Source organism: Sulfuricurvum sp. (assembly GCF_023250475.1).
GTDB lineage: Bacteria > Campylobacterota > Campylobacteria > Campylobacterales > Sulfurimonadaceae > Sulfuricurvum.
On record NZ_JAHFAQ010000013.1, the window covers coordinates 1 to 26,050 of the forward strand.

Genomic DNA, 26,050 nt, shown 5'->3' on the forward strand with positions numbered 1-26,050 from the left:
GATAATTATGCGGAAGATTTTAAAGTCCTCAAAGACTATTTGAGATCATTGGACGTGTCGGTACCTACCCTCTATAAGCAGTACAGTGAGCTGTGTGAAGAGGGGGGTGTTCAGTTTATGGATTTCGGGATTGATACCGATTTTAACAACTGTATTGACGGTTATATACTTGTTGATATCCGTAAAATTAAAGAGGTAAAACGGCAGCGATATATTAATAACGCTGTCTAATTTAATAAATTTGCATCGATTCAAAACACTCTTTGAGAAAATCTTTTTCAGATATGATTGTATATTCCTCATTTTCATATTCAAATTCAAGCGAATGGGCATGAAGCAATAGTCTCGTTGACCCCCCTATTTTTATCCGCTCAATTGGTGATAACTCTTTTTTTATGAACCGATTGACATCCTCTTCCGTTGGGCCGTAAACGGGATCACCGATAATCGGATGTTCCACGTGGAACAAATGAACCCTAATTTGATGGGTCCGACCCGTTAACGGAGATGCCTCTACAAGGGTCATATCGTGCTCAGGAAAGTATCGAAGCGGTCGAATAATAGTATGAGCGGGTTTACCTCTTGGGTCAACTTTGACCACCATACTGATGAGAAGATTTGGATGATCGATTCGAAACAGAGGTTCTTGAATATCGATGATCTCATCTACATGACCTCTTACCATGGCAAGATAGCGCTTATAAATGGCACGCTCAGAGAATAACTTTTTTAAAACAGATTCGCTTTTCTTATGACGCGAAACTAAAACCAATCCACTCGTCTCTTGATCGATACGGTGCGTTGCGTTAGCATCCACACCAAACTCGTGTTTGATCTCATCATTCAATGTGTAGGGTGAGAGACGGCTATGGGGATGAACACTTAACCCGCTGGGTTTGTCATAAACTACAAAGTCGTTAGAGACAAACATCGGTTTGAATCCGAGGGATAACGGTTCAAAACAAATGAACTCACAATCCCCCTCGACGAATCCAAACTGATCGTCCATAACGATACCGTTCTGCGTTAATCTCCCTCTGGCAATTAGACGTTGACCTTCGCTTCGAGTGATTCCTAATTCATCCATTAAAAAAGTAAGTGCCATTTGACGTATAGGAGAATGGAGTTTTTTAGTGATGAACGGCATAGCTCTATTTCGCTTTCATCGCATCGAAACACTGAGCTAGAAAATCTTCTTTGGAGACAATATGGTAGGGATGATCGTTATAAGTGAATTCGAGGGAATGGGCGTGGAGTAAAAGACGTGATGCACCTGTATTGGCAAAGCGTTCTTCGATCGACATCTCTCTATCTAAAAAGCGTACAGCATCATTTTCGTCTTGACCGTAAATGGGATCACCGATAATGGGATGTTCCACGTGGAACAAATGAACCCGTATTTGATGTTGACGACCGGTATAGGGTGAGGCTTCGACGAGAGTGGTATCGGTGTCAGGGAAATATTCCAGAGGCTTGATAAAGGTACGAGAGGGTTTTCCCTCCGGATGAACACGTACGATCATTCGGATAATTGAACTGGCATCTTCTCGACGCAGTAAAGGCTCTTGAATATCGAGAGGTTCTTTGAGATGACCTTTTACCATAGCCATATAGCGCTTAGTGATTTGGCGCTCTTCAAACATCATTTTTAAAGTGCGCTCAGACATTTTGTTACGTGCTGCCAAAACCAGACCGCTCGTCTCCTGATCAATACGATGGGTGATATTGGCATCATGACCGAAGCGGTGTTTGATCTCATCATTGAGACTGTAGGGTGTATGACGATTTTGAGGGTGAACGAGGAGACCGCTGGGCTTATCATAAACGGCAAATTCTTCTTCAACGAATGTTGGTATGAGTCCAAGCGTCACAGGCTCAAAACAGATAAAATCAAATCTGCCCTCGATAAACCCAGCATTGTTTGCCATCACTTCACCATTTTGAGAAAGGCGCCCTTTAGCGATCAAACGTTGCGCTTCGCTTTGGGTTATCCCTAACTCCTGCATTAAAAAGCGAAACGCTTTTTGACGAGTCGGAGCGTGAAGTTGCTTGGTGACGAAGGGCAATTTAATTCCTTTTTAGGGAGGGTTAGATAGACTATATATAACAATAATAGAATGCGCATTTTAGCATAGTAAGGAAGCAGATATGGTAGATCGTTACGCCAGAGAAGAGATGAAATCCAAATGGAGTATCCAAGCAAAATATCAAGCGTGGCTTGATGTTGAAAAGGCGGTTGTCGTTGCGTGGAATAAATTGGGTCTTATTCCTGATGAAGATGCAGAGAAGATCGTTAAGAATGCAGGATTCTCTGTGGAGCGTATTGATGAGATCGAAGCGATCACTCGTCATGATTTGATCGCGTTTACGACATCGGTTTCTGAATCGCTCGGAGAAGAGAGTCGATGGTTCCATTACGGAATGACATCTTCTGATACCGTTGATACAGCCGTCGCTTTACAAATGCGCGACTCATTGGCATTGATTATCGACGATGTGAAAATGGTAATGGCTTCGATTAAAACAAGAGCTGAAGAGCATAAGATGACATTGATGGTCGGACGCTCACACGGAATTCACGGTGAGCCGATTACGTTTGGTTTGGTGTTAGCGGTTTGGTACGATGAGATGGCGCGTCATTTGACAAACTTGGAACAAACGATGGAAGTGATCTGTGTCGGTCAAGTTTCAGGTGCTATGGGGAATTTTGCTCACGCACCGTTAGAACTCGAAGAGTATACGTGTGAAGCGTTAGGACTTAAATCAGCACCCGCATCTAACCAAGTTATACAACGTGACCGTTATGCACGTTTGGCTTCGGCTTTGGCATTGATGGCAAGCTCGATTGAAAAATTCGCGGTGCAGGTTCGTCACTGGCAGCGTACCGAAGTATATGAGTGTGAAGAGTTTTTTGCCAAAGGGCAAAAAGGCTCAAGTGCAATGCCGCATAAACGTAATCCGATCTTGACCGAAAACATAACCGGGTTAGCCCGTATGGTTCGTGCCTATGTTATCCCTGCGATGGAAAACGTTGCGCTTTGGCATGAGCGTGATATCTCTCACAGCTCTACCGAGCGTTTCTGGTTACCGGATAGTTTCGTAACGTCTGATTTTATGCTTCACCGTTTTAACAGTGTTATTGCTAACCTCGTTGTGTATCCTGAAAACATGATGCGTAATCTCAACCTAACCGGCGGATTGGTTTTCTCGCAACGTGTTTTACTCGAACTTCCTCTCAAAGGGGTAAGCCGTGAAGATGCTTACCGTATTGTTCAGCGTAATGCAATGAAAGTATGGGAAGGGTTGCAGCAAGGTAAAAGTGCGATCAATGATAAAGGGGAGAGCTTGTATCTCCAATATTTATTGGATGATGAAGAGTTACGTCAGAGTTTGAGCGAAGAGGCAATTCGTGATTGTTTTGATTACAGTTACTACACCAAAAATGTCGATAAGATTTTTGCACGGGTTTTTAAATAATTGGTTCAAAAATTGCTTTAATACTCTTGTATAAAAAGAAGTCAAAAAGCTAGAAAATTTCTAAATTTTGAGGGTATAATACCCCTCTTATGTACATCAAGGAAGCTACTAAATGTTAACTATTGTTAAACGTAACGGCCGTCGAGAGCCGCTGGACATCACCAAAATTCAAAAATATACCTCTGCTGCGGTTAAAGGTTTAATCAACGTATCGCAAAGTGAGTTAGAGGTTGATGCACAAATCCAGTTTCGTGACGGCATTAACAGTAATGAGATTCAGCATACTCTCATTAAAACGGCGGTTGATAAAATTGATATTGATTCACCCAATTGGACGTTTGTAGCATCTCGTCTCTTTCTGTATGACTTATACCACCGCGTGAACGGATTTACCGGCTACGGCTCGCTGCAGAGTTACTTTGAACGCGGTGAAGCAGAGGGGCGTATTTTGCTCGGTTTGCGAGATAAATTTGACTTAGCGGACTTGGATGCGTATATCGTCCCTGAACGTGATTTGGAATTTAATTATCTCGGTGTTAAAACATTGTATGACCGTTATTTGATTAAAGACCGCCAAGGTGATCCGATTGAGCTTCCTCAGCACATGTTTATGGCTGTGGCGATGTTTTTGGCGCAAAACGAGTCTGACCGTCAGGGATGGGCAAAAAAGTTTTATGACATGATGTCCAAATTCGAAGTGATGATGGCAACCCCTACTCTCTCCAATGCCCGCACCAATCGCCATCAGCTCAGTTCGTGTTACATCGGTTCCGCACCGGATAACATCGAAGGGATTTTTGACGCGTATAAAGAGATGGCCCTCCTCTCTAAATTCGGCGGAGGAATCGGCTGGGATTGGACGCAGGTACGTGCTATGGGTTCATTTATCGACGGGCATAAAAATGCCGCCGGCGGAACCGTGCCGTTTTTGAAAATCACCAACGATATCGCAATTGCGGTTGATCAGCTCGGAACCCGCAAAGGGGCGATTGCCGTTTATCTCGAGCCGTGGCACATGGATGTCAAAGATTTCCTAGATGTGAAGAAAAACTCAGGGGAAGAGCGCCGACGCGCCCATGATCTCTTCCCTGCCCTTTGGATCAACGATATGTTTATGAAGCGTGTCGTTGAAGACGGCATCTGGACGATGTTTGATCCGTTCGATGTAAAAGAACTCAGCGAGCTTTACGGCGACGCGTTTGAGAAACGTTATCTTGAGTTGGAACAAGATCCGAGCATTACGAAAGAGCACACCAAAGCTAAAGATCTATGGAAAAAGATTTTAACCTCATATTTTGAGACGGGAAGCCCGTTCCTATGCTTTAAAGACAGTGCAAACCGTTCGAATCCGAATGACCATTTCGGTATTATCCGCAGTTCAAACCTGTGTACCGAGATTTTCCAAAACACTCAGCCGAACCACTATCTGATTAAAATCAAATATGAAGACGGATCGTTTGTTACCTTCGAAGAAGATGATATTGTTAAAGTAGACAGCGGAATTGAAAAAGCAGCGAACAAAGTGACTGCGCTTGATTCACTCGGCGGGCGTCCGATCTATATTGTGGAAAAAGAGAAAGTAGACGGTGCGACTGCAGTCTGTAATCTTGCTTCTGTCAATCTCTCCCGTGTCCATACGAAAGAGGATATCGACCGTATCGTTCCTGTAGCGATTCGCGCCCTTGATAACGTCATAGACCTTAACTTCTATCCGCTAGAGAAAGTCAAGCGTACCAACATGCGCAGCCGTGCGATCGGTTTGGGTGTGATGGGTGAAGCGCAAATGCTTGCCGAGAATAAAATCGTATGGGGAAGCCAAGAGCATTTTGACAAAGTCGATGAAGTGATGGAATCGGTCAGTTACAACGCGATTTTAGCTTCTAGCAACTTAGCCGTCGAAAAAGGCTCTTACGCCGAGTATGAGGGGTCTAAATGGAGCCGAGGCATCCTCCCGATGGATCATGCAACGGCAGAGGTACAAAACCTTGTGGATCGCGGCGGATTGTTTGCTCCGAATTATGAGTGGGATGAGCTTCGTGAAACGATCAAACGTCAAGGGATGCGTAACGGGTATCTAATGGCAATTGCGCCGACAAGTTCGATCTCGATCCTCACGGGGACGACACAGACGATCGAACCGATTTACAAACGCAAATGGTTTGAAGAGAACCTCTCCGGACTTATTCCGGTGGTCGCTCCGAAGCTAAGCCCGGAGACCTGGAGCTATTACACTCCCGCGTATGATCTTGATCAGACGATCCTTGTCAAAGCGGCAGCCATTCGTCAAAAATGGATCGACCAGGGGCAAAGTCTCAATATCTTTATCACCCTAGATCGTGCCAGCGGTAAATATCTCAACGATATCTATATGCTCGCATGGAAACTGGGTCTCAAATCGACCTACTATCTACGCTCTCAATCACCGGAGCAAAAACAAGATACGGCGGATCGCTCTATGGAGTGTGAAGGGTGCCAATAAAGCACCCTTTTTACATATTAAATGCGTAAATTCTAACTAGTAAATTAAGTACCAAAAAGCTAAAATATTCATACAAAGAATAGGAAAATAATTCTTTGTGAAAGGAATATAATGCTTCAAGTTGACTTTTTGTTAGTTAGTGTAAAGTTCAATGTGATAGAAGCTGTTCAGATGTTGTTTGGCGACGCACTGAACACGCTTTTGCAAATGCAGACGGATAGTTTACTAATCTTTTTCTAAGAGAAAAGTAAAATTTAATTTTTGAGTAAGTATAGAGGTAATAAATGACACCATTAACAGCCAATACACTGAAAAACTTACTTGAACGAGTTGATTTTGCCCGAGAGGGTGAAATCCGTTCTCTTACCCCCCTCTCCCCTGCTTCCGTCGAAATTCGCTTCAGTGTTCAGGACATCGCACGTGGTTATGACTGGATCGATATTTTGTTTCGACTCGAAGGTGTAAATGACGCCAAACTCGTAAGCGATAATGTTCTACGTTCATTGGACATGTCTGAGGGGATAACGGTGGAGATGAATAGCAACAGCTGTGCGTTAGCGATCGGCAGTTATGCGGGCCGCTCGAACGAAGCACCGTGTTATATCCTGGGAACGTCAATCGGATACGAAGAACTCCCTTTTAGCGCTTAAGGAGCTCTTTTACACACGATTCAATCATCGTATAGACGTGCTCAAATCCCTCAAATCCGTCGAAAAAGTAGGGATCAGGGACATCCACGCCGTTGTACCCGTAATCGCCCAGTTTAACCAAATTCTGACACCCTAATGCTTTGAGGTCGCAATAATTATTTTGATCCAGCGCGACAATCAGATCAAACGCTTTGAAATCGCTTTTTTTGACCTGACGGGCACGAAACTGTGAAATATCGATGTTGTGGTTTCGGGCTACGGTAACGGAGTGTTTGCAAGGCGGCTCACCAATATGCGAACTTCCCGTCCCTGCCGAATCGACAGAGATCGTATGACCGCTTTGCTCTATCAGATCTCGTGCAATGCCCTCTGCGATCGGTGAGCGGCAGATATTTCCCAGACAGACAAACAGGATCGATTTCATCGGGACTTTAGCCATGTTTTTTTCGAAGATATTTATTCATTTTAGTATGTTCGGCGGAAATGAGGTTCCATAATTTAGGAAGATTTGAGGAGAGTTCCTGCCCACGATAGAGTTCCGGTTCGCTGAGTTCATACAACACGGCATCTCTATTGATCCGTGCCCAATCATTACCCTGTGCCGCAACGTAATTCCAAAGGGCGTAGGAAATCGTTTTGTTCTCTTTTACGCCGATCCCGTTTCTGAAAAGCCAACCCAACAGGAGCTGAGCATCAGAATTGCCTTGTTTTGCCGCTTTTGTTAGTAATACAGAGGCTTTGAGGTAATCTTGGGGAGTGCCGATACCCTCTATCATCAAAATGGCAAGGGCAACTTGAGATTCAGGGTGCCCTTTTTGTGACCCCTCTCGAAAAATCCGGATCGCTTCTTTATAATCGACAGGAGTTCCGTATCCTCGCAGAGCCAGAATACCTAGATAATAAAGAGATTGAAGATCACCTTGCTGGGATGCGGGGATAAGTGATTTGCGCGCTTCGATGTAATTTTGGTGATAAAAAGCAACTTCCCCCTCATGGGCAAGCTCTTCGGTTGTTGAAGCGAGAAGTGTAGAGAAGCCGATCAATAAAAAGGGTAAAACCATTTTAAAATTAGTCATAGCTGCTCCCCTACAAAGGTTAGTATAATTTTAGCATAATAGCTTAAGTTAAAAATAGAGATTTGTAATTACTTTTTATTTTTTTCCAACAGACACAGGAAGAAGCCGTCGATAGTATCCGTCGGCAGAATTCGGACGGCGTTTTGAATCCGTTCGTCAAATATCTCTTTCCCCCATCTCTCAAGCGGCTTTTGTATGTTGTCGAATGGCAAAATCAGGGGGATGGTAGTTAAATCCTCTCCATGGCGTTCTAAGAGATGCTGAAGCGGTCCCTCGTTCTCTTCGGGAGAGAAGGAGCAGGTGCAGTAGAGCAATTTTCCTCCGGGCTTGAGCGCATCGAACGCCGAGAGGAGAAGTCTGCGTTGAAGTTTGGAAGTCTCTTTGACTTTGTGGACGCTCCAGAAGCTCATCGATTTCGGTTCATGGGTTTTGAACCGTGCTTCCGATGAACACGGAGCATCGAGGAGGATTCGATCAAACATCTCGGGACATTTTTTGCCGACGCTTCGTCCGTCGGTCATGTAGGTGTGGGCGTTGGCTACCCCTTGGGATTTGAGGTTGTCACAAAGACGGAAAAAGCGCTCGCGCGAAGGTTCCACGGCGGAGAGCCAACCGGTATTTTCCATCATCCCTGCTAGCATCAACGTTTTTCCGCCGGGGGCGGCAGCGAGATCGAGTACCGTCTCTTCGGGCTTGGGGGCAAGGATCATCGGAGCAATCATAGAAGCGAGGTTTTGGATATAGAGTCTGCCGCCGTAAAATGCGTCGGTTTGGGTAAGGGATAGTTTGTTCTCAGGGGTGATCCGATAAACCCCCTCCAGCCACTTTATACGCTCAAACGGAATCCGGGCGGCGTTGAGTTCGGCTTCGAGCTCTTGGGGGCTCGATTTAAGGGTGTTAACTCGAAAGGTTACCTGTTTCGGGGAATCAAATGTTTTAATGATTGATTCAAACTGCTCACGTGGAACAATCTGCACCAACCTGTCGGTAAAAGCCTCAGGGAGACTCATCGCACGACTCCATCGAGGACGGGGACGAAATCACATACCTCAAGAGCATCTTCGTGGATTTTTCCCCCCTGCTTCGTATAGCGGGTAATGATTTGTTCGCCCCCTTTCTCAACGGGAGCCAGCAGTATTCCCCCCTCGCGAAGCTGGTCGAAAAGTTTTTGAGGGATCGCACGTGCCGATGCGGAAAATAAAATACGGTCAAACGGGGCGTATTGTTCCCAGCCGTTTTGGCCGTCATCCGTACGGGTATGGATATTTCCCAGATGAAGATGTCTAAAACGCTCTTTCGCCTCCAGAAGGAGCGATTCGATCCTCTCGATCGTAAAGACGCGACGAAAGACTTTGGAGAGTACGGCCGCCTGATAACCGCTTCCGCACCCGACCTCCAAAACGCTGTCACACCCCTCAGGACTCAAATACTGCGTCATTTTGGCAACCGTCAGCGGCGAGGAGATGTATTGCTGTGCGCCGATAGGGAGGGCATCGAGGCGATAGGCGTTATGGCGCATTGCCAACGGGACAAACGCTTCGCGATTGGTATGAATAATCGCATTTTTGACAAGAGGGCGGAGGGGAAATTTTTTAGCGATTTCGTCGGCCATCCGCGTTGTTTTGATAATCGTGATTTTATCGATGCTCATTCTATTCCTACATTGAGGTATCGGCGCATAGACTCGACGGTACGCGCTTCATAATGGGAGATTAAGGCTTCCGTGCCGTTGTTGCGGACTTCGCCGCCGAAAGGGGTGATGATGCCGCTCATGGCGGTGGTATCTTCATTGTCTGCATCGGAGGCTATGACATAGCATTGGTTCATAACCGCTAACGCATTGGTAAGGGTGAGGAAGTGGTCACTTCTCAATTTGCCCCATTGTGCGGGGATGGCGATAATGTCGCATCCCTCCATACGCTTCCACAGTGCTTTGAAGCGAAGCTCGAAGCAGATTAAAATCCCGATTTTGATCCCCTCAAAGTCAAAGGGGAGAATGCTTTTTTCTTTCCCCGGAGAAAAATATTCATGCTCGGCTCCAAGGGCAAAAAGTTTGGCTTTGGCCTGAGTGTAGAGAATCTTACCGTTATGGAGAGCATAGGCAATGTTGTAAAAATCTTCCCCCTCTTTGGTTATGGCGGTGAAGATAAGGAGGCGCGTTCCGATATGCTGAGTCAGTTTTTCAAGAGCAGCGATGGAAAACAGTGCCGCTTCTTCGAAGCGATCGTATGCAAAACCGCTTAAACATACTTCGGGTGCAACAACGATGGCATCATCAGGCGCTTGATCGATCAAACTGATGAGACGACTGAGATTTTTGGCAAAATCGTGATCGGTCTCAAAACAGAGTGAGACAATAGAACGGGTTTTAGAAGTCGTCAAAACTGAGGCTTCCTTTGGAGTAATTGGTAACGGTTCCTTCGAAAAAGTTCGTTTTTTGGTCGTTGAATTTGGAGAAATCATCGACCCATTTGATCGGATTGGAGACATTGTAGAGAGGTTTCATCCCGACAGCGGTTAGACGGTTATCGGCAAGGTACTGGATGTATTGTTCCACGATTTCGTTCGTAAGTCCCAAAATTTGCCCTTGGGTGATGTATTGGCCCCACGCGACTTCCAGTTCTACCGCTTTTCGGAACATGTCATAGACCTCTTCGAGCAACTCTTCGGTGAAGAGGTCACTCCGCTCGCGGCGAAGGGTATTGATGATGTTTTGAAAGAGGACAAGGTGGGTCACTTCGTCGCGTTGAATAAAACGGATCATTTGCGCGCTTCCCAACATTTTACCCGAACGGGCGAGGGTGTAGATGTAGGTAAATCCGCTGTAAAAGTAGATCCCCTCTAATATTTGGTTGGCAAAACACGCTTTGACAAAAGCACTTTCACTCGGGTCGTTGGCGAGATCGTTATAGCGTGCCGCAATCGAATCGTTTTTGGTTTTGAGCATCATGTCTCTGCGCCAAAGATCGTAAATCTCTTCAGAGTTTTGACTGATAGAGTCAACCATAACGGCGTAACTTTGAGAGTGGAGCGCCTCTTCGAAGCTTTGGCGCACCAAAATGAGGTTGACCTCAGGGGCGGTAACGTACGGGTTGACGTTGTCCATGAGGTTATTGGTTTGGAGGCTGTCCATAAAGATGAGCTGAGATAGGGCTTTGTCGTATGCCGTTTTTTCCATCTCGGTGAGGTATTTGTAATCGACCGCATCACGGGTCATATCGACCTCTTTGGGGAACCATGTGTTATTGAGCATCATTTCCCAGAGGTTGTATGCCCATTGGTATTTGATGTTATTAAGTTCAAAAATCCCTGTAGGATTGCCGCCGAAAATCTGGCGGTCGTTTACATGTTCATTGGACGTTGGATTGTAAATTTGTTTGCGCTTCATTTCGGCTATCCCTGTGTGCAGATAAAGTAAATGATTATGTCGAAATATAGATTTAACTATGATAAAATGAAAATAGTTTTTGTCATAAGGGTGTGAAATGAACAAAGGAGTAATCTTTAAATCGTTGGGAACGGCGGCAGTGTTCTATGCAATGGCGGGTTTTTTCGGGGTACCTTATTTTTTTAAAAATGTTGTTCCGAAAAAAGTCGATGAAGCGACGAAAGGGGGACGTTTTTCGGTAGAATCTGCCTCATTTAATCCGTTTACGTTCCACCTGACACTCAAAAATGTCTCGTTCAAAACACCCCAAAACTCCGATCTTTTCACACTGAAAGCTTTTTCGATCAATGTCGATCCATTCGCCTATTTATGGCGGGGGGGATGGGTTGTTCAACAGCTCACTCTTAGTGATCCCAAGGTAACCGTACGCCGTGATGAAAAAGGGGATTTTAATTTTAAATGGCTCACCGAGCTGGGGAGTGATAAAAAAGAAGAGAAATCATCCGAGCCTCTGGGGCTTATTTTAGATCATTTGGCGCTAAGGGGGGGAACTCTCGATTACAGTGACTATGCGCAGGGGAAAGCGTATACGGTCAATTTGGGACCTGTTGGATTCAGCCTGGATACCATTGATCTCCGCCATCTTTCCATCGCCGAGGGGAAAATGCGTCTGTATGCGACGATCAATGAGGGTGGATTTATCGATGTGAACGGAAAAATAGATTCCCTCTCCCCTCTCTCCATCGGAGGAAAGATCGCATTTGATTCGGGAAAACTTTATACGCCGTGGCGCTATTTTAAAGATAAATTTCCGATTGAAGTCGCGGACGGCAGTGCGGGTTTCGGTTTTGATTACCGTTTCAACAGCGATGATATTAATGCTACGGAACTCTCTAATCTCCACTTTGAAATGGATAAACTTCGCATTATTTCCAAAGGGGAAAAGCAAAATCTTTTCACTCTTTCATCGCTTCGTCTGAAAAAGGGGAATGTCAAGCCCTTGCGGAAAATATTCAATGCCCAATCGCTCAGCGTACAGGGGGTCAATGTTGCAGCTGAACGCTCCTCGGAAGGGAAAATAAACTGGATCAGCTATATCGAGCAGATTCAAAATGCGTTCCCCGCCAAAGAGGATAATGTGACCAAAGAACTGTGGAGTTTTGCACTGGGAAGTGTGAATGTCGATAATGTCGGAGTGCAGTGGATCGATCAGGCTCCGCGTGAGCCCTACCGTGTGAATGTTAATAACCTCTTTTTGCACACGGGTGCAGTGAGCAGTGATGAAAAAACTATGCTGACCCTCTCCGCCGGGAGTGATGCGATCCAGGTGATCAGACAGCGCGAAGGGTCAGTATCTTTTGGACTGCAAGGATTCGGGATTGAGGGGGTTAAGGTTGATCGTGCGGACAAATTCGCACAGGTCGAAAAAGTGTCATTCTCTCAGCCGACGGCAGTATTAAGCCGTTTAAAAGACGGTTCGATCGATTGGGCAAAATTTGCTTACGCGTCACCTCCTAAAGCCAAGGAGGAACCGTCAATAGCGTGGAAATATCATTTAGATGAGATAGCTCTCAATGGTGGGAAAATAGTCTTGAACGATGAGGTTCCGCGACGACGTACGGCACTGAATTTCGATCAATTAAATCTGAATGTACGTGATGTGAGCAGTGATCCCAAAGTCAAGAACGAGATAACTTTCTCAACCCGTCTGAATCAAAAAGGCTCGCTTGCCGCGGAGGGAGATTTGATCCGTCTGCCGCTTCAAAGCAACGGGACGTTTACGATCGCGGGGATTGATCTTTCCGTGATGGATCCGTATCTCGAAGGGGGAACCTATGCGTCGCTTCGTCGAGGGAACCTCTCTGTTGCGGGCAGTTATGCCTATACTCCGGCTAAAACAAATGTCAAAGGGAAAGTGGGACTCAATGACTGGGTCGTGAACGATTCGCGGGATGATTCGGTATTGCTAGGATGGCAGAGTATCGGCGCAACGCCGTTTGTCTATTCCTATCCCGATAATCGACTTAAAATCAATCAGTTGGCGATCGACGGACTGTATACCAATGCCCTGATCGATTCCAAAAAAGTTCTGAATTACTCCACGCTCAGCAAAAAGAGTCCGATTGAGTCCAATGCAACGAAATCCTCAGGGAATCCCTTTGGGCTTGATATTGTTAAATTGGTGCTGCGAGAGAGCAGCGCAAGCTTCAGTGATTTGTCATTGCCTTTGCCGTTTAAGAGCTATATCCATGATTTGGAGGGGTCTGTGCTGGGAATCTCAACTACCAAGGATGTGACGACGTTTGTGAAGCTTCGAGGGGGGGTTGATCAGTATGGATTGGCAAAAATCGGCGGTTCGCTCAATACCAAAGACCCTAAAAAATTCACCGATATAAAAGTAGCATTCGATAATCTCGAATTGAAGCACTATACCCCCTACTCCCTCCAATTTTTAGGATACAAGATTGACGGCGGAAAACTCTTTTTGAACCTGGGATACAAGATTGACGGCGGAAAACTCAACGGTGCCAATCAGGTCGTTATCAAGCAGATCGAGTTAGGGGCCGAAAAAGAGGGTGGATCGCCGTGGCCGATGCGTTTTGTCGTTGCACTGCTCGAAGATTCTCAAGGGATAATCGATATTGATCTCCCCATCGAGGGGGATGTGAATAACCCCGATTTCAAATACGGCAAAGTGGTATGGCAGGTGATTGGAAACCTCTTTACCAAAGCGGTTACCTCTCCGTTTAGATTGCTGAGTTCGATGATGGGGATTGAGGGGGATACACTCTCTTCGGTCAATTTTGAGGGGGGACATGCGACGCTTCTCCCTCCTGAAATCGAGAAACTTGATAACATTAGTGCAATGCTCTCCAAGCGTCCGAAACTCGCTTTGAATATATATGGAGGTTGGGATGAGGTGATGGATACCCGCGCCCTCAAAGCCCGCAAGCTTATTCAAGAAGCGCTAAGACGAAACAAAAACCTTAAAATAGATTCTCCGCAGGCCATGAGCATAGAACTTTTGGAAGATATGGCGGAAGATGCCCTGGAGAGAAAAGAGCTTAGAGAACTCAAAAACAGCCTCAAGGAACAGTATCCGCAAGAGGCGGTATTCGTTCGGTATTACTCTGCGGCTCTTATTGAGAAATTGGTCCCCCTTCAACCCTTAAGTCCGCAGGAACTGCAGGCCTTAGCACAGCAACGAGCGGAGATGATCCGAAATTACTTACTTAAAACGTCAGGTTTTGAAAAGAGGGTGAGCGTGAAAGGGATTGAAGCAAATCAAGAGAAAAAAGGGGAAGAAATTTCAACAAGATTGGAGATTGTAGTTCCCTAAATCGGTTTATTCAAAACGTTTAATCGCAGTTTTGCTAAAAACGTTATTGCGTACTGACAATCGTCTATCCTTAGCGAATTGCTATTAATTGAACTTCGCAAGAACTCTGTTGACTAAAACAACTTATAATTACACTTTTATTTTTCAATTTATAGGGGCGTACGTATGCCATTTTCACCCACAAAGCGAAGAGATACCCTCCGCGGTATCTTTTTTGTCGCTATATTTGCTGCTGCAGCGACAATGATCGCCGATTTGGCGGTTGTAAAAAATCTAGGAATTTCACCACTGGTCGTGGGGATTGTATTGGGGATCTTTTTTGCTAATACTCTTCATAATCGTATCCCTTCCGTTTGGGAGGGGGGAATTACCTTCTCCGGTAAAAAAATCCTCCGATTTGCAATCGTCTTTTACGGTTTTCGGATTACGTTTCAACAGATTGAGCAAGTCGGGATAGAGGGATTTATGGTCTCTTTGATCATGCTCTCTACCACCTTTGTCCTTGGGACGTATTTGGCTCAAAAGTTTTTTAAACTTGATCGCGATACCTCGATGTTGACTGCTGCCGGAGCATCAGTGTGCGGTGCGGCAGCGGTTTTGGCTACCGAACCGGTATTAAAAAGCGAAGAGTATAAAACAGCTATCGCTGTTTCTATGGTCGTTTTGTTCGGAACAATTTCGATGTTTTTATACCCCGTATTGTATGCGGCGATTATAGAACCTGCCAGCGGATTTTTACATATGGCTCCGACAACATTCGGGATGTATGTCGGGGGGACGATTCATGAAGTCGCTCAAGTCGTTGCGGTTCCGGCATCGATCCCGGGTGCGAGTGCCGATATGGCAAATACAGCGGTTATTGTCAAAATGACACGGGTTATTATGATTGCTCCGATGTTGATCGTTTTGGGAATCTATCTTTCGTATACGGCAAAGAAAAGTGGAACCGCCGGAGGGGGCGTTAAGCTCGTTATCCCTTGGTTTGCAGTTTATTTCGTCGGTATGGCGGGGGTAAACTCGCTTTTGCTCAATTTCACCAATGCGCACGCAACGGAAGCGATAGCAACGACTATCCAATCGGTGATCGCTAACATCAATGTGATCGATACCTTCTTGCTGACGATGGCCATGACGGCACTGGGGATGGGAACACGTTTTGCAAAATTCAAAGGACTCGGACTAGCCCCAATTTATGCCGCTGGCTCTATGTTTATCTGGCTGGTAGTAGGCGGATTTGTTATTACCCAATGGGTTGTGGCGACATTTTGAGTTATCGTTTCCGATAACTCAGAGCTTCCAATACGTGTGTTTTGCTAATATCAACAGAGCCTTCAATATCGGCGATGGTCCGTGCTACTTTGAGTACACGGCTTACCGCCCGAAACGATAATCCGAATCTTCCTATTGCTTGATCAATGATCTGTTGCGATTCTGCATTTAACGGACAATACTGCGCAATCTCTGCATCCGTAAGCGCACCGTTAAGGGAGCTTTGTCCCCGTTCTTTTTGGCGAAGAAACGCCTCTCTCACTTTGTTATGAAGAGTACCGGAATTGACACTCGGTTTATCTTCCGAGCTGACGGCGTGCATTTGTACATATAAATCGATACGGTCTAAAAAAGGGTCAGAGAGCCGTGATTTATAGCGGCTTATCTCTAAATCACTGCAGCGACAGGCAGTAGTGGCACTAAAAAGATTACCGCAAGGGCAGGGATTCATCGCCGCCACAAAGAGAAAATTGGCTTCATACGTTATTTTCGTATTGACACGTGAAATACGTATATGCCGATCTTCGAGGGGCTCTCTGAGGGATTCGAGAACCATCTTGGAAAAATGGGGGAGCTCGTCAAAAAATAAAATTCCGCCATGCGCCAAACCTACCTCTCCGATTTGAGCTTTGTGGGTTCCGCCACCGAAAATGCTTGCCCCCGTACTGGAGTGGTGGGGTGCTCGGAAAGGACGCATCGGGGCAAATGAGGGCTCTTTTCCCTCCAGAATTTCGAGTTTGGCGCACTCCAGTATTTCATTATTGTGTAGCGGAGGCATGATATGAACGAGCCGTTTGGCAATCATCGATTTGCCACTCCCCGGAGATCCTTCAAGTAGAAGATTATGCATTCCGGCTGCTGCGATAAGTGCTGAGCGCTTCGCATGCTCTTGCCCTTTGATATCGATAAAGTCAAGGGGATAGTATTCATGAAAATAGTAGTTTTTTTCATTGTGAGTTACGTGATTGAAATCAAAAGTACTTAGATGAGCTTTTGCTTCGGGAAGAGTTTCAGCACGCAGCAGATTAAGGGTATCGGTGAGAGTATCCACGCCGTAAAAGGTGATATTCGGAATTTTGGAGAGCTTGGGTAGACTGATGTTGGGAACAATGGCTCGGGTAATATTCCCTTGGTTGGCAAGTGAGAGAATGATGGGATAGAGTAGGGTATTTTCGGTAACGTTTCCATTCAGGCCCAGCTCCCCAAACACATACCAATCCCGCAGATCTCCCTCATAATTTCCCAATGCAATAAGTGCGGCAATGGGAAGATCGAAATGAGACCCTTCTTTGCGCAAATCGCTCGGTGCAAGGTTAATCGTGAGACGTTTAGGGGGAAAGACGAATCCGTTGCTTAGCAGAGCCGATTTGACCCGCTCTTTCGACTCCGTGATAGCGGCATTCGCCATACCGACGATACTAAAGGCGGGAAGACCTTTGGTCGCGGTGAATTGCACGTCGACCGGTGCGGCATCAATTCCTTCAAACGTTGCACAAAGTAACTGTTTCATAGCAATGGCCTAGAATATTATTTAACAATTATACTATCTAAAATGTTTTATCTATGGAGATATATTGCAAAATGCAATATAGTTAGGGAGTTATTTCTTCTCTTTGAGGGCTTTTTTATACTCTTTTTCAAATTTTTTACGTCGGTGATAACTCAGTTTTTCAATAAAGAGTTTTCCCTCGAGGTGGTCGATTTCATGTTGAATAGCGATGGCAAGAAGTTCATTAGCATCAAGCTCACAGGCCTCGCCGTGGCGGTTTTGGTATTTCAAACTCAGGGTTTCATACCGTTCCACATCTTCGTAAAAACCGGGAACGCTGAGACACCCTTCCTGATAGAGCACATTTCCGTGAGGATTGTGAATAACGGGATTGATAATCTCTAAGAGGTTCTCTTTCCCCTGATTTCCCTCTTCATCGGGTATGCAGAGAATCAGTACTCGGATAGGATTGGCAACCTGGATAGCGGCTAAACCGATTCCGTTGGAGCTCATCATGGTTTCATACATATCGTCTAAAAACCGATGAAGCAATTCATCAAAATTAACGACAGGCTTCGAACGTGTTTTGAGCTGTTTGTTTGGATAGGTAATAATCGGAAGAAGCATAAGAACCTTATTCGTTGTCGTTGCAGACCATATACCGAAGTTTGGAATTGTTATCGGCCGCATCCATGGCGCTAAGGGTACAATCAAGGATCTGGTCTACCCCTTTGGTCGAGTTTAACTCGGTAACACCGATGGCAATACGGAGTTGAATCTCTTGTTCGGCAATGAAAAAATTACTGGAAGAGACGAGATCAAACAGCCGCTCAGAAGCCCTTTTCGCACTCTCGATATCGGTATGTTTGAGAACCATCGCGAAAATTCCTTCACCGTAGTGGGCGACGACATCGCTTCGTCGAGACGTTTTAAGGAGAAGTCTGGCGACGGTGCGGGTCATAAGCTGCTGCGCTTTTTCGCTCTGTATTTTTTCTCCGGTCGTTTTTGAGAGCCGGACGGTGATGAGGGAGCTTTTGTGTTTAAATTCGTCAATAAGATGACGTTCCTGCTCCAGTTTGGTTATGAGGAAACGTTTATTGTAAACACCGTATTGGTTATCAAAAATAGTTTCATTTTCAACTTGTTTGACGATAGTAGCCGTCTCTTCATAAATTACTTTCATATGAGAGACCTGTTTTTTCAGGATGGAACTAAGTTTCCCGACATCACCTCCAAGCGAGGAAAGCAAATCGTTTGCACCGCTTACAGAAGGGACATTTTTCATCTCTTCTTTTTTAGTCTCTAAAATTTTCTCCATTAAAGAGATGTTTTTATAAAGAGTCGCACTGAGTTGCAGGATGCTTTTAACGGAAGAGAACCCCTGTTTAAGAGTTTTCTCAAGTTCCAAACTTTTTTCTTCATGATTGTCTTCTTCAAGTTCTAAAATAGAACCGATTTGACGGCGGAGACTCTCGCTTTTATCTTCTAAAATACGATCAAAATAGAGGGCAAAATTATTAGGAGTAGGGGGAAGGTTATCGGAAATGAGGGCATTAAGGACCTCTTTGGCAAAAATCTCAAGATCACTGGTCGGGTCATTCAGCGAGCCTGCAGTAATAAAAGCACTCTCATCAGCCCCTTTTTGAGTAACTTGCCGTTGGGAACGTTTGAGATCGCTGAGAGCTGCCATTTTTTACCTCTTACTTCTCTTCTTTTTCTTTTTGGACCAACACTTCGTCAATGATACCATAAATTACCGCTTCTGCCGCTGACATAAAGTTATCACGATCGGTGTCTTTTTCGAGCTTTTTGACGCTTTGTCCGCAGTTTTTGGCCAAAATTTCATTGAGTTCAGCTTTCATGCGCAAAATCTCTTTGGCTTGAATTTCGATATCGGTCGCTTGACCTTGCGCTCCGCCGAGAGGCTGATGGATCATGATTCGGGCATGCGGGAGAGCATAACGTTTCCCTTTGGTTCCGGAACTGAGCAAGAATGCCCCCATCGATGCCGCTTGTCCGATACAGATGGTACAGACATCCGGACGGATATAGTTCATCGTATCAAAAATTGCCATACCGGAAGTGATGACACCGCCGGGTGAGTTGATGTAAAAATAGATATCCTTTGCAGGATCTTCGGCTTCCAAAAAGAGGAGCTGCGCTACGATTGATGAGGCTACAGCGTCATTGACTTCGCCGCTGAGCATAATGATACGGTCTTTTAGGAGACGTGAATAGATATCATACGAGCGCTCACCGCGCCCCGTTTTTTCAATAACGTAAGGGATGTAGCTCATTATGCCTCTTTGATTTTATCGTTAAGCAGTTTGCTCAACACGCGATCTTCGATCATCGCCATTTGGATCGCAGGAAGGTAGCCTGATTCTTGGTAGTGTTTGTAAACCGCTGCAGGATCTTGCCCCATTTGCATCGCTTCGAAATAGATCGTTTGCATCAACTCTTGCTCGTTCACGACTACATTTTCCTCTTTTGCCAAAGCGTCAACAATGAATGTTGCTTTAACGGCGCGGCATGCGTCTTCACGGAATGTTTCACGCATCGCTTTTACTTTTTCAACATCATTGCGGAGCTCTTCGAGTTCCGCTTCGCTCATGTCGCGGGCCTTTTTATTCAGAGCCATATCCATCTCTTGTTCTACGATGAATTCAGGAAGGTCGATTGTAAATGCAGCTACAAACGTTTCCATAAGATTCGGTTTGAGCTCATCATTGTAAAGGGCGCTCATCGCTTCGCTTTGGAGTTGTTCTTTGACTTTTTCTTTGAGCATGTCAACGCTTGCGTCGTCATAGCCCGGAAGCATTTTCTTCGCCAATTCATCATCAATAACAACTGCTTCTTTAGCTTGGATCGCTTCGATTTTTACTTTGAATTCTGCAGGTTTGCCGGCAAGTTTAGCTCCGCCGTAGTTTTCAGGGAATGTAACCTTGATCGTTTTCTCATCCCCTTTTTTCATACCGATCACTTGATCTTCAAATCCCGGGATAAACTGACCGCTTCCGAGACGAAGAGAGAACCCTTCCGCTTTCCCTCCCTCGAATGCTTCGCCGTCTACAAACCCTTCAAAATCAAGAAGCGCTGAATCACCGCTAACCAATGCGCGATCTTCTTCTACATTGACCAAAGGTGCCTGTGCCGATGCGAGTTCTTCGATACGTGCAGTGACTGCCGCATCGTCGATTGATGGTTTTGCAACATCAGGAACCATTGCCGCGTAATCACCGAGAGTGATCGCAGGACGGGTTGCGATAACGACTTCAACATCGATACCGTTGTCATTTTTTTCGAATTTCGCGATGTGCGGTTCACCGATAAATGTGTCGGCAGCGATTGCCATCTCTTTAAGACCGGCACTTAAAAGATCGCGCAATGCCTGTGCTTCTGCATCTTGAACCAAACGCTCACCGTATTGCTTTTTTACAGCACTGACCGGTACTTTTCCTTTGCGGAAACCGGCAATTTTTGCCTCTCTAGAGAGCTGATTAGCGATTTTTTCGATGTTGGCATCGATAGTTCCACGTGTAATGGCCGCATTGATTTTAGCGTTAGCTGAGTCGATTTTATTGGTTGTAATTTGCATTGAATCCCTTTTGTTGACGTCTCTTATTAGACTAAATGGTGGCAATATTATCCAAAAAGGGTTAATGATACGCTGAATTAAAATAAAAGCAAAGAGATGATAAAGTAATAGCAATATTTGAAATGGGTGAGTATGGGATTGGATAACAACGAACAATTTATAAAAGCGGTTAAAACGATGATTGCCCATGTCGGTGAGGACGTCGGGCGCGAGGGGCTTCTTAAAACTCCCGAGCGGGTTTTGAAAGCATACGAATTTATTTACGGAGGGTATAAAGAAGACCCGCAGTCTATTTTGAATTCGGCAATGTTTCAATCTTCTAATGACGAGATGGTTTTAATCAAAGATATCGAATTTTACTCAACGTGTGAGCACCATCTTCTCCCGATCATCGGGCGGGCGCATGTCGCCTACATTCCGGATGGAAAAGTGGTGGGTCTCTCTAAGATTCCGCGAGTTGTCGATGTATTTGCGCGACGGATGCAGATTCAAGAACAGCTGACCGAGCAGATCGCTGATGCGCTGATGGAGGCAATCTCTCCCAAGGGGGTTGCGGTAGTCATTCAGGCGCGTCATATGTGTATGGAGATGCGCGGAGTGGAGAAGATCAGCTCGACGACGACATCGAGTGCGTTGAGGGGGCTGTTTAAGCGCGACGAGAAGACGCGGATGGAATTTTTTAGCCTGATCAACTCTTCGAGCGGGAACCGTTACTAGCCGATGCCGCTTAAAGCATTACGAAATCGGTTGGGGATTGAGAAGCTGACCACCGTGTTCGGTACCGTCAGTAAAATAAGTCCTACGGTTATTGTTGCCGAGGGTTTGCATGTCAGTATCGGCGATACGGTCTTGATGGTATCCGAGGTAAGCGGTGCGGAAGCTTTGGGGATGGTGAGCGAAGTAGAGCGCAACCGTTTTTTTATCACTCCGTTTCGCTTTATTGAGGGGTTTCGTGCCGGAGATAAAGTTTATCCGAACCAAACCGGGATGATGATTGAAGTGGGTGAAGCGTTACTCGGGCGGGTAGTTGATCCGTTTATGAATCCGATTGACGGTAAAGGGCCTATTTCGGGAACCCATTTCGAATCGATTATCAAGGCTCCCATCGCGGCAATGAAGCGGGGGATGATCGACGAGCCTTTTAGCGTCGGAGTGAAAACGATTGACGGATTGCTCACCTGCGGAAAAGGGCAAAAGCTCGGTATTTTTGCCGGAAGCGGCGTGGGAAAATCGACCTTGATGGGGATGATCGTCCGCGGAGCCGATGCTCCGATCAAAGTCGTTGCCCTGATCGGTGAGCGTGGACGTGAGGTTCCCGAATTTATCGAAAAATCGCTCGGCGGCAATCTCGAAAACACCGTTTTGGTCGTTGCGACGAGTGACGATTCCCCTCTGATGCGTAAATACGGGGCATTCAGTGCGATGAGCGTCGCGGAGTATTTCAAATCGAAAGGGGAAGATGTCCTCTTTATGATGGATTCGGTGACCCGATTTGCAATGGCACAGCGTGAAATCGGTTTGGCTCTGGGTGAACCGCCGACGTCAAAAGGGTATCCCCCTTCATCTCTGACACTTTTGCCGCAGCTGATGGAGCGCGCCGGTAAAGAGGAGGGAAACGGCTCGATTACCGCTTTTTTCACCGTTTTGGTCGAGGGGGATGATATGTCCGATCCGATCGCCGATCAGTCTAGGTCGATTTTGGACGGTCACATCGTCCTCTCTCGAGAGCTGACCGATTTCGGAATCTATCCTCCGATCCACATTCTGAACTCCGCATCGCGGGTTATGAACGATATTATTACCCCTGAGCATCTTGCCGCAGTGCGACGGTTCCGCCGCCTTTATACGTTGTTGAAAGAGAATGAGATGTTGATCCGTATCGGTGCGTATGTGCGAGGTTCTGACAAAGAACTGGATGAAGCGATCAGTAAAAAAGAGATGATGGAAGCGTTTCTCTCTCAGGAAGCAATGAGTATTTCGGGATACCAGGAATCGATTGATCAGTTGATCGCGTTGATGGGGTAATTGATTTAATCCTTAAACCGTGCAAAACATAAAAAACCCTTAAGGTTGCTATAACGTCGTTTGCACTATTATCCTAAAAGTTAAACAGGACTAAATTAGTCTTTTATTTAGAACCCCCATGAGGAGCATGAGATGCACGTCTATTTAGACAACAACGCGACAACGATGGTCGATCCTTCCGTCGTACAAGCGATGATTCCGTTTTTTAGTGATATTTACGGTAATCCAAATTCGCTTCACCGGTACGGAACAGCCTCCCATCCCGCGATTACCAAAGCGATCAATCAGATGTACAAAGGGATCAACGCAAGTGATAAAGATGATATTATCTTTACCTCTTGCGCAACCGAATCAAACAACTGGGTATTGAAATCGGTATGGATCGATAAGATTGTAAACGGGGACAAAAACCATATCGTTACCAGTGAAATCGAACACCCTTCCGTCCTCTCCACCTGTAGATTCCTCGAAGAGCAAGGTGTTAAAGTAACCTATCTTCCGGTCAATGATCAAGGGATCGTTGAAGCCCATACGCTTCGCAGCTTCATTACCGAAAAAACCGCCCTTGTCTCAATTATGTGGGCAAACAACGAAACCGGTATGATTTTCCCGATCAAAGAGATAGGTGAGATCTGCAAAGAGAAAGGGGTCCTTTTTCATACGGACGGTGTTCAAGCCGTGGGTAAAATTCCTGTTGATATGCAGGATGTTCACGTCGATTTTATGTCGATGTCGGCCCATAAATTTCACGGTCCCAAAGGGATCGGTGCTCTCTATATCCGAAATTCCGAAGCGTTGACGCCGTTGCTTCACGGGGGAGAACATATGGGGGGACGCCGATCCGGTACCCTCAATGTCCCTTATATCGTAGGGATGGGGAAAGCTATTGAGCTTGCGACTGAGAACATCGAAGAAAAAATGGCGAGCATCCGTGCCAAACGCGATCGCCTCGAAGATGCTCTTTTGGGACAGCTTGAAGATGTATTTACGGTCGGAAACCGCGAAAATCGTACTCCGAATACGATTCTAATTTCAATTCGAGGTGTTGAAGGCGAGGGGATGCTGTGGGATTTGAACAATGCCCTCATCGGCGCTTCTACCGGATCAGCCTGTGCATCGGAGGATTTGGAAGCCAACACGGTTATGCTTGCTATCGGAGCCGATAATGAGCTGGCTCATACGGGAATTCGTCTGAGTTTGAGCCGTTTTACGACGGATACAGAGATTGATTACGTTATTGAGAGCTTTACGAAAGCGGTTTTACGTCTAAGAGCGATTTCGAGTTCATACGCAAAAGTTCAACCCACTCCCGGCGGTGAAGCCGGAGAATGTAATATTCACCATTAATAAGGAATAAATTATGGCTAAAAATGACCTATTGGGCGGATCTCTTTGGGATCAGTACTCAAACAAAGTAACGACATTGATGAACAACCCTAACAATCAGGGGGAGATCACGCAAGAGGAGTGTGATGCGGCAGGGCATAAGCTGATTGTTGCCGATTTCGGAGCGGAGAGCTGCGGAGATGCCGTCCGTCTGTATTGGGAAGTCGATCCCGCGACGGACACTATCGTCAAATCGAAGTTTAAAAGTTTCGGATGCGGTACGGCGATAGCCAGTTCCGATATGATGGCAGAGCTTTGTATCGGTAAAACGGTCCAGCAAGCGGTTAAAATCACCAATATCGATGTTGAAAAATCCCTTCGCGACGATCCTGAAACCCCTGCCGTTCCACCTCAAAAAATGCACTGTTCCGTTATGGCGTACGACGTTATCAAAAAAGCGGCAGGTCTTTATCTCGGTGTGGATGAGTCAAGCTTCGAAGATGAGATTATCGTGTGTGAATGTGCCCGTGTCAGCTTAGGGACACTTCGTGAAGTGATTAAACTCAATGATCTCAAAACCATCGAACAGATTACCGATTACACCAAAGCGGGCGGATTCTGTAAATCGTGTATCAAACCGGGTGGTCATGAGGCTAGAGAATACTATCTTGTTGATATTTTGGCCGATGTGCGCCGTGAGATGGACGAAGATAAAATGCGCTCAGCGGCCGATGCGGGAGCGCACGGTGATTTTACTGCGATGACTCTGGTTCAGAAAATCAAAGCGATTGACAGCGTGATTGATGAGTCAATCCGTCAATTTTTGATTATGGACGGGGGAAATATGGAAGTTATCGATATTAAAGATTCACCGGACTATATTGATGTCTATATCCGCTATTTGGGTGCCTGTAACGGGTGTGCCAGCTCAAGTACTGGGACATTGTACGCTATTGAAGCGACACTCAAAGAGAAGCTCTCTTCTAAAATCCGCGTTTTACCGATTTAATACACTCTCTTTAAATTCCCGCTACTGCGGGAACCTTTTTGTCAAAAATTCTTATCAAACCAATCGGCAACCTGTGAGCGGATGGTGTGACGCAGTTGAATCCCCGCGATAAAGTTATTATGCTGCGCTTTGTTGAGCAGACTTACGAGGGCATTACGGCGTTTGGAGAGGAACGGATGGTCGATTTGACCCGGATCTCCCATAACGACGAGACGTGTCTCATCCCCCATACGGGTTCCGATGAGTTTGAGGGTAGCGTTGGTCATATTCTGCGCTTCGTCAATGATGACGAATTTACGCGAAATTGTCGTTCCGCGCAAGTGGGCGATATCCATCACTTCGATATTGTATTTTTTCATAAATACTTCGGTCGCGTTTTCCCGTTTGACAGAGTTGGTATTTCCCGTATATTCGACGCGCGCATCGATTGAGCGTTTGCTTTGGTGCTCGATGGTAAAATTGACTGCCGCATACAGCGGGTACATAAAATATCCCAGTTTTTGCTCTTCATCCCCTTTTCGGAAACCGAGCTCTGCTTGCTGGTCATTGGATGTGACGGTGTTGCGGGCATAGACGATCCCCTCGACAATCCCCTCTTCGACAAGTTCCAATCCCGCTTGCAAGGCAACGAGTGTTTTCCCCGAACCGGTAGAACCGGAGACGACGGTAACGTAATTTTGAGGATGGGTCATCATCGCATAATAAAATTTTTGCTCAAGATTAAGAGGGCGAACAAGCTCTTCGTTGAAATGCTCACCGAATCGGCGGTCAAAATCGCACCATTCGATTTGGTTGTTATAACTAAAAGCATGACGCTGAATCCCTGTTTCATACATCTCAGAGGTGGTACTGAGCGCTTTTTGGACAAATGTGATTTGGTCAAAATTATGGTGTTCTACCTCCGATGGGATAGAAGGGGTTTCT

23 protein-coding genes and 1 pseudogene are annotated in these 26,050 nt (G+C 45.8%); 10 read left to right on the plus strand and 14 right to left on the minus strand.

Features of this window, described 5'->3' with window-relative positions:
* Positions 1 to 231, plus strand: a pseudogene (locus Q0C19_RS02390) (GNAT family N-acetyltransferase); the annotation flags it as partial.
* Between the two features lies 1 nt (position 232).
* Here Q0C19_RS02390 and Q0C19_RS02395 read toward each other — a convergent pair.
* Both Q0C19_RS02395 and Q0C19_RS02400 read right to left on the minus strand, forming a co-directional pair.
* Positions 233 to 1,147, minus strand: a complete 915-nt coding sequence (locus tag Q0C19_RS02395; protein ID WP_295052482.1) for an RluA family pseudouridine synthase — start codon at positions 1,145 to 1,147, stop codon at positions 233 to 235.
* Positions 1,148 to 1,151: 4 nt separating this feature from the next.
* Positions 1,152 to 2,066, minus strand: coding sequence for an RluA family pseudouridine synthase (locus tag Q0C19_RS02400; protein ID WP_295052483.1), 915 nt, complete (start codon positions 2,064 to 2,066; stop codon positions 1,152 to 1,154).
* An 82-nt stretch (positions 2,067 to 2,148) separates the two neighbouring features.
* Here Q0C19_RS02400 and purB point away from each other — a divergent pair, with 82 nt between their 5' ends.
* The 3 genes from purB to Q0C19_RS02415 all read left to right on the plus strand — a co-directional run bounded on the left by purB (position 2,149) and on the right by Q0C19_RS02415 (position 6,606).
* Positions 2,149 to 3,477 carry an adenylosuccinate lyase gene (gene purB / locus Q0C19_RS02405; RefSeq protein WP_295052484.1) on the plus strand — a complete coding sequence of 443 codons (1,329 nt, stop codon included), beginning with the start codon at positions 2,149 to 2,151 and terminating at the stop codon, positions 3,475 to 3,477.
* Positions 3,478 to 3,589: 112 nt separating this feature from the next.
* The gene (locus tag Q0C19_RS02410; protein ID WP_295052485.1) at positions 3,590 to 5,956 is read left to right on the plus strand and encodes a ribonucleoside-diphosphate reductase subunit alpha; all 2,367 of its coding nucleotides are present in this window, start codon (positions 3,590 to 3,592) and stop codon (positions 5,954 to 5,956) included.
* A gap of 284 nt (positions 5,957 to 6,240) precedes the next feature.
* A complete protein-coding gene (locus Q0C19_RS02415; RefSeq protein WP_295052486.1) occupies positions 6,241 to 6,606 on the plus strand; it encodes a hypothetical protein in 366 nt (121 codons plus the stop codon).
* On the opposite strand, the gene Q0C19_RS02420 is transcribed toward Q0C19_RS02415, so the two are convergent.
* The 6 genes from Q0C19_RS02420 to Q0C19_RS02445 form a co-directional block, all read right to left on the minus strand.
* Positions 6,596 to 7,030, minus strand: a complete 435-nt coding sequence (locus tag Q0C19_RS02420; protein ID WP_295052506.1) for a low molecular weight protein-tyrosine-phosphatase — start codon at positions 7,028 to 7,030, stop codon at positions 6,596 to 6,598. The genes Q0C19_RS02415 and Q0C19_RS02420 overlap by 11 nt on opposite strands.
* A 7-nt stretch (positions 7,031 to 7,037) precedes the next feature.
* Entirely contained in the window at positions 7,038 to 7,682 is a 645-nt protein-coding gene (locus Q0C19_RS02425) for a tetratricopeptide repeat protein (RefSeq protein WP_295052487.1), read from the minus strand.
* Between the two features lie 68 nt (positions 7,683 to 7,750).
* Complete coding sequence (locus Q0C19_RS02430; protein ID WP_295052488.1) at positions 7,751 to 8,692, minus strand: RsmB/NOP family class I SAM-dependent RNA methyltransferase; 942 nt, start codon at positions 8,690 to 8,692, stop codon at positions 7,751 to 7,753.
* Positions 8,689 to 9,333, minus strand: a complete 645-nt coding sequence (locus Q0C19_RS02435; protein WP_295052489.1) for a protein-L-isoaspartate(D-aspartate) O-methyltransferase — start codon at positions 9,331 to 9,333, stop codon at positions 8,689 to 8,691. The genes Q0C19_RS02430 and Q0C19_RS02435 overlap by 4 nt, the downstream gene beginning before the upstream one ends.
* Complete coding sequence (locus tag Q0C19_RS02440) at positions 9,330 to 10,064, minus strand: carbon-nitrogen hydrolase family protein (protein WP_295052490.1); 735 nt, start codon at positions 10,062 to 10,064, stop codon at positions 9,330 to 9,332. The genes Q0C19_RS02435 and Q0C19_RS02440 overlap by 4 nt, the downstream gene beginning before the upstream one ends.
* A complete protein-coding gene (locus Q0C19_RS02445) occupies positions 10,051 to 11,070 on the minus strand; it encodes a ribonucleotide-diphosphate reductase subunit beta (protein ID WP_295052491.1) in 1,020 nt (339 codons plus the stop codon). The genes Q0C19_RS02440 and Q0C19_RS02445 overlap by 14 nt, the downstream gene beginning before the upstream one ends.
* A gap of 97 nt (positions 11,071 to 11,167) precedes the next feature.
* Between Q0C19_RS02445 and Q0C19_RS02450 the strand changes: the two genes are divergently transcribed.
* Positions 11,168 to 14,410, plus strand: a complete 3,243-nt coding sequence (locus tag Q0C19_RS02450) for a DUF748 domain-containing protein (protein ID WP_295052492.1) — start codon at positions 11,168 to 11,170, stop codon at positions 14,408 to 14,410.
* Between the two features lie 165 nt (positions 14,411 to 14,575).
* On the plus strand, positions 14,576 to 15,679 hold the full coding sequence (locus tag Q0C19_RS02455; RefSeq protein WP_295052493.1) for a YeiH family protein: 1,104 nt from the start codon (positions 14,576 to 14,578) through the stop codon (positions 15,677 to 15,679).
* A 1-nt stretch (position 15,680) separates the two neighbouring features.
* Here Q0C19_RS02455 and Q0C19_RS02460 read toward each other — a convergent pair whose 3' ends face one another.
* The 5 genes from Q0C19_RS02460 to tig form a co-directional block, all read right to left on the minus strand.
* Positions 15,681 to 17,189: a YifB family Mg chelatase-like AAA ATPase gene (locus Q0C19_RS02460; protein ID WP_295052494.1), complete on the minus strand. Its 1,509-nt coding sequence runs from the start codon at positions 17,187 to 17,189 to the stop codon at positions 15,681 to 15,683.
* A 90-nt stretch (positions 17,190 to 17,279) separates the two neighbouring features.
* On the minus strand, positions 17,280 to 17,795 hold the full coding sequence (def, locus tag Q0C19_RS02465; protein WP_295052495.1) for a peptide deformylase: 516 nt from the start codon (positions 17,793 to 17,795) through the stop codon (positions 17,280 to 17,282).
* Between the two features lie 7 nt (positions 17,796 to 17,802).
* The gene (locus Q0C19_RS02470) at positions 17,803 to 18,858 is read right to left on the minus strand and encodes a diguanylate cyclase (RefSeq protein ID WP_295052496.1); all 1,056 of its coding nucleotides are present in this window, start codon (positions 18,856 to 18,858) and stop codon (positions 17,803 to 17,805) included.
* A 10-nt stretch (positions 18,859 to 18,868) separates the two neighbouring features.
* Positions 18,869 to 19,465 carry an ATP-dependent Clp endopeptidase proteolytic subunit ClpP gene (gene clpP, locus Q0C19_RS02475; RefSeq protein ID WP_295052497.1) on the minus strand — a complete coding sequence of 199 codons (597 nt, stop codon included), beginning with the start codon at positions 19,463 to 19,465 and terminating at the stop codon, positions 18,869 to 18,871.
* Positions 19,465 to 20,766 carry a trigger factor gene (gene tig / locus Q0C19_RS02480; protein ID WP_295052498.1) on the minus strand — a complete coding sequence of 434 codons (1,302 nt, stop codon included), beginning with the start codon at positions 20,764 to 20,766 and terminating at the stop codon, positions 19,465 to 19,467. The genes clpP and tig overlap by 1 nt, the downstream gene beginning before the upstream one ends.
* A gap of 132 nt (positions 20,767 to 20,898) precedes the next feature.
* On the opposite strand from tig, the gene folE reads away from it, so the two are divergent.
* From folE to Q0C19_RS02500, 4 genes are all read left to right on the plus strand, one after another.
* Positions 20,899 to 21,483 carry a GTP cyclohydrolase I FolE gene (gene folE, locus Q0C19_RS02485; RefSeq protein WP_295052508.1) on the plus strand — a complete coding sequence of 195 codons (585 nt, stop codon included), beginning with the start codon at positions 20,899 to 20,901 and terminating at the stop codon, positions 21,481 to 21,483.
* Positions 21,484 to 21,486: 3 nt separating this feature from the next.
* Positions 21,487 to 22,791, plus strand: coding sequence for a flagellar protein export ATPase FliI (gene fliI, locus Q0C19_RS02490; protein WP_295052499.1), 1,305 nt, complete (start codon positions 21,487 to 21,489; stop codon positions 22,789 to 22,791).
* A 132-nt stretch (positions 22,792 to 22,923) separates the two neighbouring features.
* Positions 22,924 to 24,138, plus strand: coding sequence for a NifS family cysteine desulfurase (locus Q0C19_RS02495; protein ID WP_295052501.1), 1,215 nt, complete (start codon positions 22,924 to 22,926; stop codon positions 24,136 to 24,138).
* 13 nt (positions 24,139 to 24,151) lie between these two features.
* Positions 24,152 to 25,126 (plus strand): iron-sulfur cluster assembly scaffold protein, encoded by a 975-nt coding sequence (locus Q0C19_RS02500; RefSeq protein ID WP_295052503.1) that lies wholly within the window; start codon positions 24,152 to 24,154, stop codon positions 25,124 to 25,126.
* A gap of 41 nt (positions 25,127 to 25,167) precedes the next feature.
* On the opposite strand, the gene Q0C19_RS02505 is transcribed toward Q0C19_RS02500, so the two are convergent.
* Positions 25,168 to 26,050, minus strand: an 883-nt coding sequence (locus Q0C19_RS02505) for a PhoH family protein (RefSeq protein ID WP_295052504.1), incomplete at its 5' end; no start/stop codon positions are given.

Bases quoted from the DNA above. Each gene is read 5' to 3' on its own strand.
- Q0C19_RS02395 (WP_295052482.1), bottom strand. From the start codon at position 1,147: ATGCCGTTCATCACTAAAAAACTCCATTCTCCTATACGTCAAATGGCA.
- purB (WP_295052484.1), top strand. From the start codon at position 2,149: ATGGTAGATCGTTACGCCAGAGAAGAGATGAAATCCAAATGGAGTATC.
- Q0C19_RS02410 (WP_295052485.1), top strand. From the start codon at position 3,590: ATGTTAACTATTGTTAAACGTAACGGCCGTCGAGAGCCGCTGGACATC.
- Q0C19_RS02415 (WP_295052486.1), top strand. From the start codon at position 6,241: ATGACACCATTAACAGCCAATACACTGAAAAACTTACTTGAACGAGTT.
- Q0C19_RS02420 (WP_295052506.1), bottom strand. From the start codon at position 7,030: ATGAAATCGATCCTGTTTGTCTGTCTGGGAAATATCTGCCGCTCACCG.
- Q0C19_RS02425 (WP_295052487.1), bottom strand. From the start codon at position 7,682: ATGACTAATTTTAAAATGGTTTTACCCTTTTTATTGATCGGCTTCTCT.
- Q0C19_RS02430 (WP_295052488.1), bottom strand. From the start codon at position 8,692: ATGAGTCTCCCTGAGGCTTTTACCGACAGGTTGGTGCAGATTGTTCCA.
- Q0C19_RS02435 (WP_295052489.1), bottom strand. From the start codon at position 9,333: ATGAGCATCGATAAAATCACGATTATCAAAACAACGCGGATGGCCGAC.
- Q0C19_RS02445 (WP_295052491.1), bottom strand. From the start codon at position 11,070: ATGAAGCGCAAACAAATTTACAATCCAACGTCCAATGAACATGTAAAC.
- Q0C19_RS02450 (WP_295052492.1), top strand. From the start codon at position 11,168: ATGAACAAAGGAGTAATCTTTAAATCGTTGGGAACGGCGGCAGTGTTC.
- Q0C19_RS02455 (WP_295052493.1), top strand. From the start codon at position 14,576: ATGCCATTTTCACCCACAAAGCGAAGAGATACCCTCCGCGGTATCTTT.
- Q0C19_RS02460 (WP_295052494.1), bottom strand. From the start codon at position 17,189: ATGAAACAGTTACTTTGTGCAACGTTTGAAGGAATTGATGCCGCACCG.
- def (WP_295052495.1), bottom strand. From the start codon at position 17,795: ATGCTTCTTCCGATTATTACCTATCCAAACAAACAGCTCAAAACACGT.
- Q0C19_RS02470 (WP_295052496.1), bottom strand. From the start codon at position 18,858: ATGGCAGCTCTCAGCGATCTCAAACGTTCCCAACGGCAAGTTACTCAA.
- clpP (WP_295052497.1), bottom strand. From the start codon at position 19,465: ATGAGCTACATCCCTTACGTTATTGAAAAAACGGGGCGCGGTGAGCGC.
- tig (WP_295052498.1), bottom strand. From the start codon at position 20,766: ATGCAAATTACAACCAATAAAATCGACTCAGCTAACGCTAAAATCAAT.
- folE (WP_295052508.1), top strand. From the start codon at position 20,899: ATGGGATTGGATAACAACGAACAATTTATAAAAGCGGTTAAAACGATG.
- fliI (WP_295052499.1), top strand. From the start codon at position 21,487: ATGCCGCTTAAAGCATTACGAAATCGGTTGGGGATTGAGAAGCTGACC.
- Q0C19_RS02495 (WP_295052501.1), top strand. From the start codon at position 22,924: ATGCACGTCTATTTAGACAACAACGCGACAACGATGGTCGATCCTTCC.
- Q0C19_RS02500 (WP_295052503.1), top strand. From the start codon at position 24,152: ATGGCTAAAAATGACCTATTGGGCGGATCTCTTTGGGATCAGTACTCA.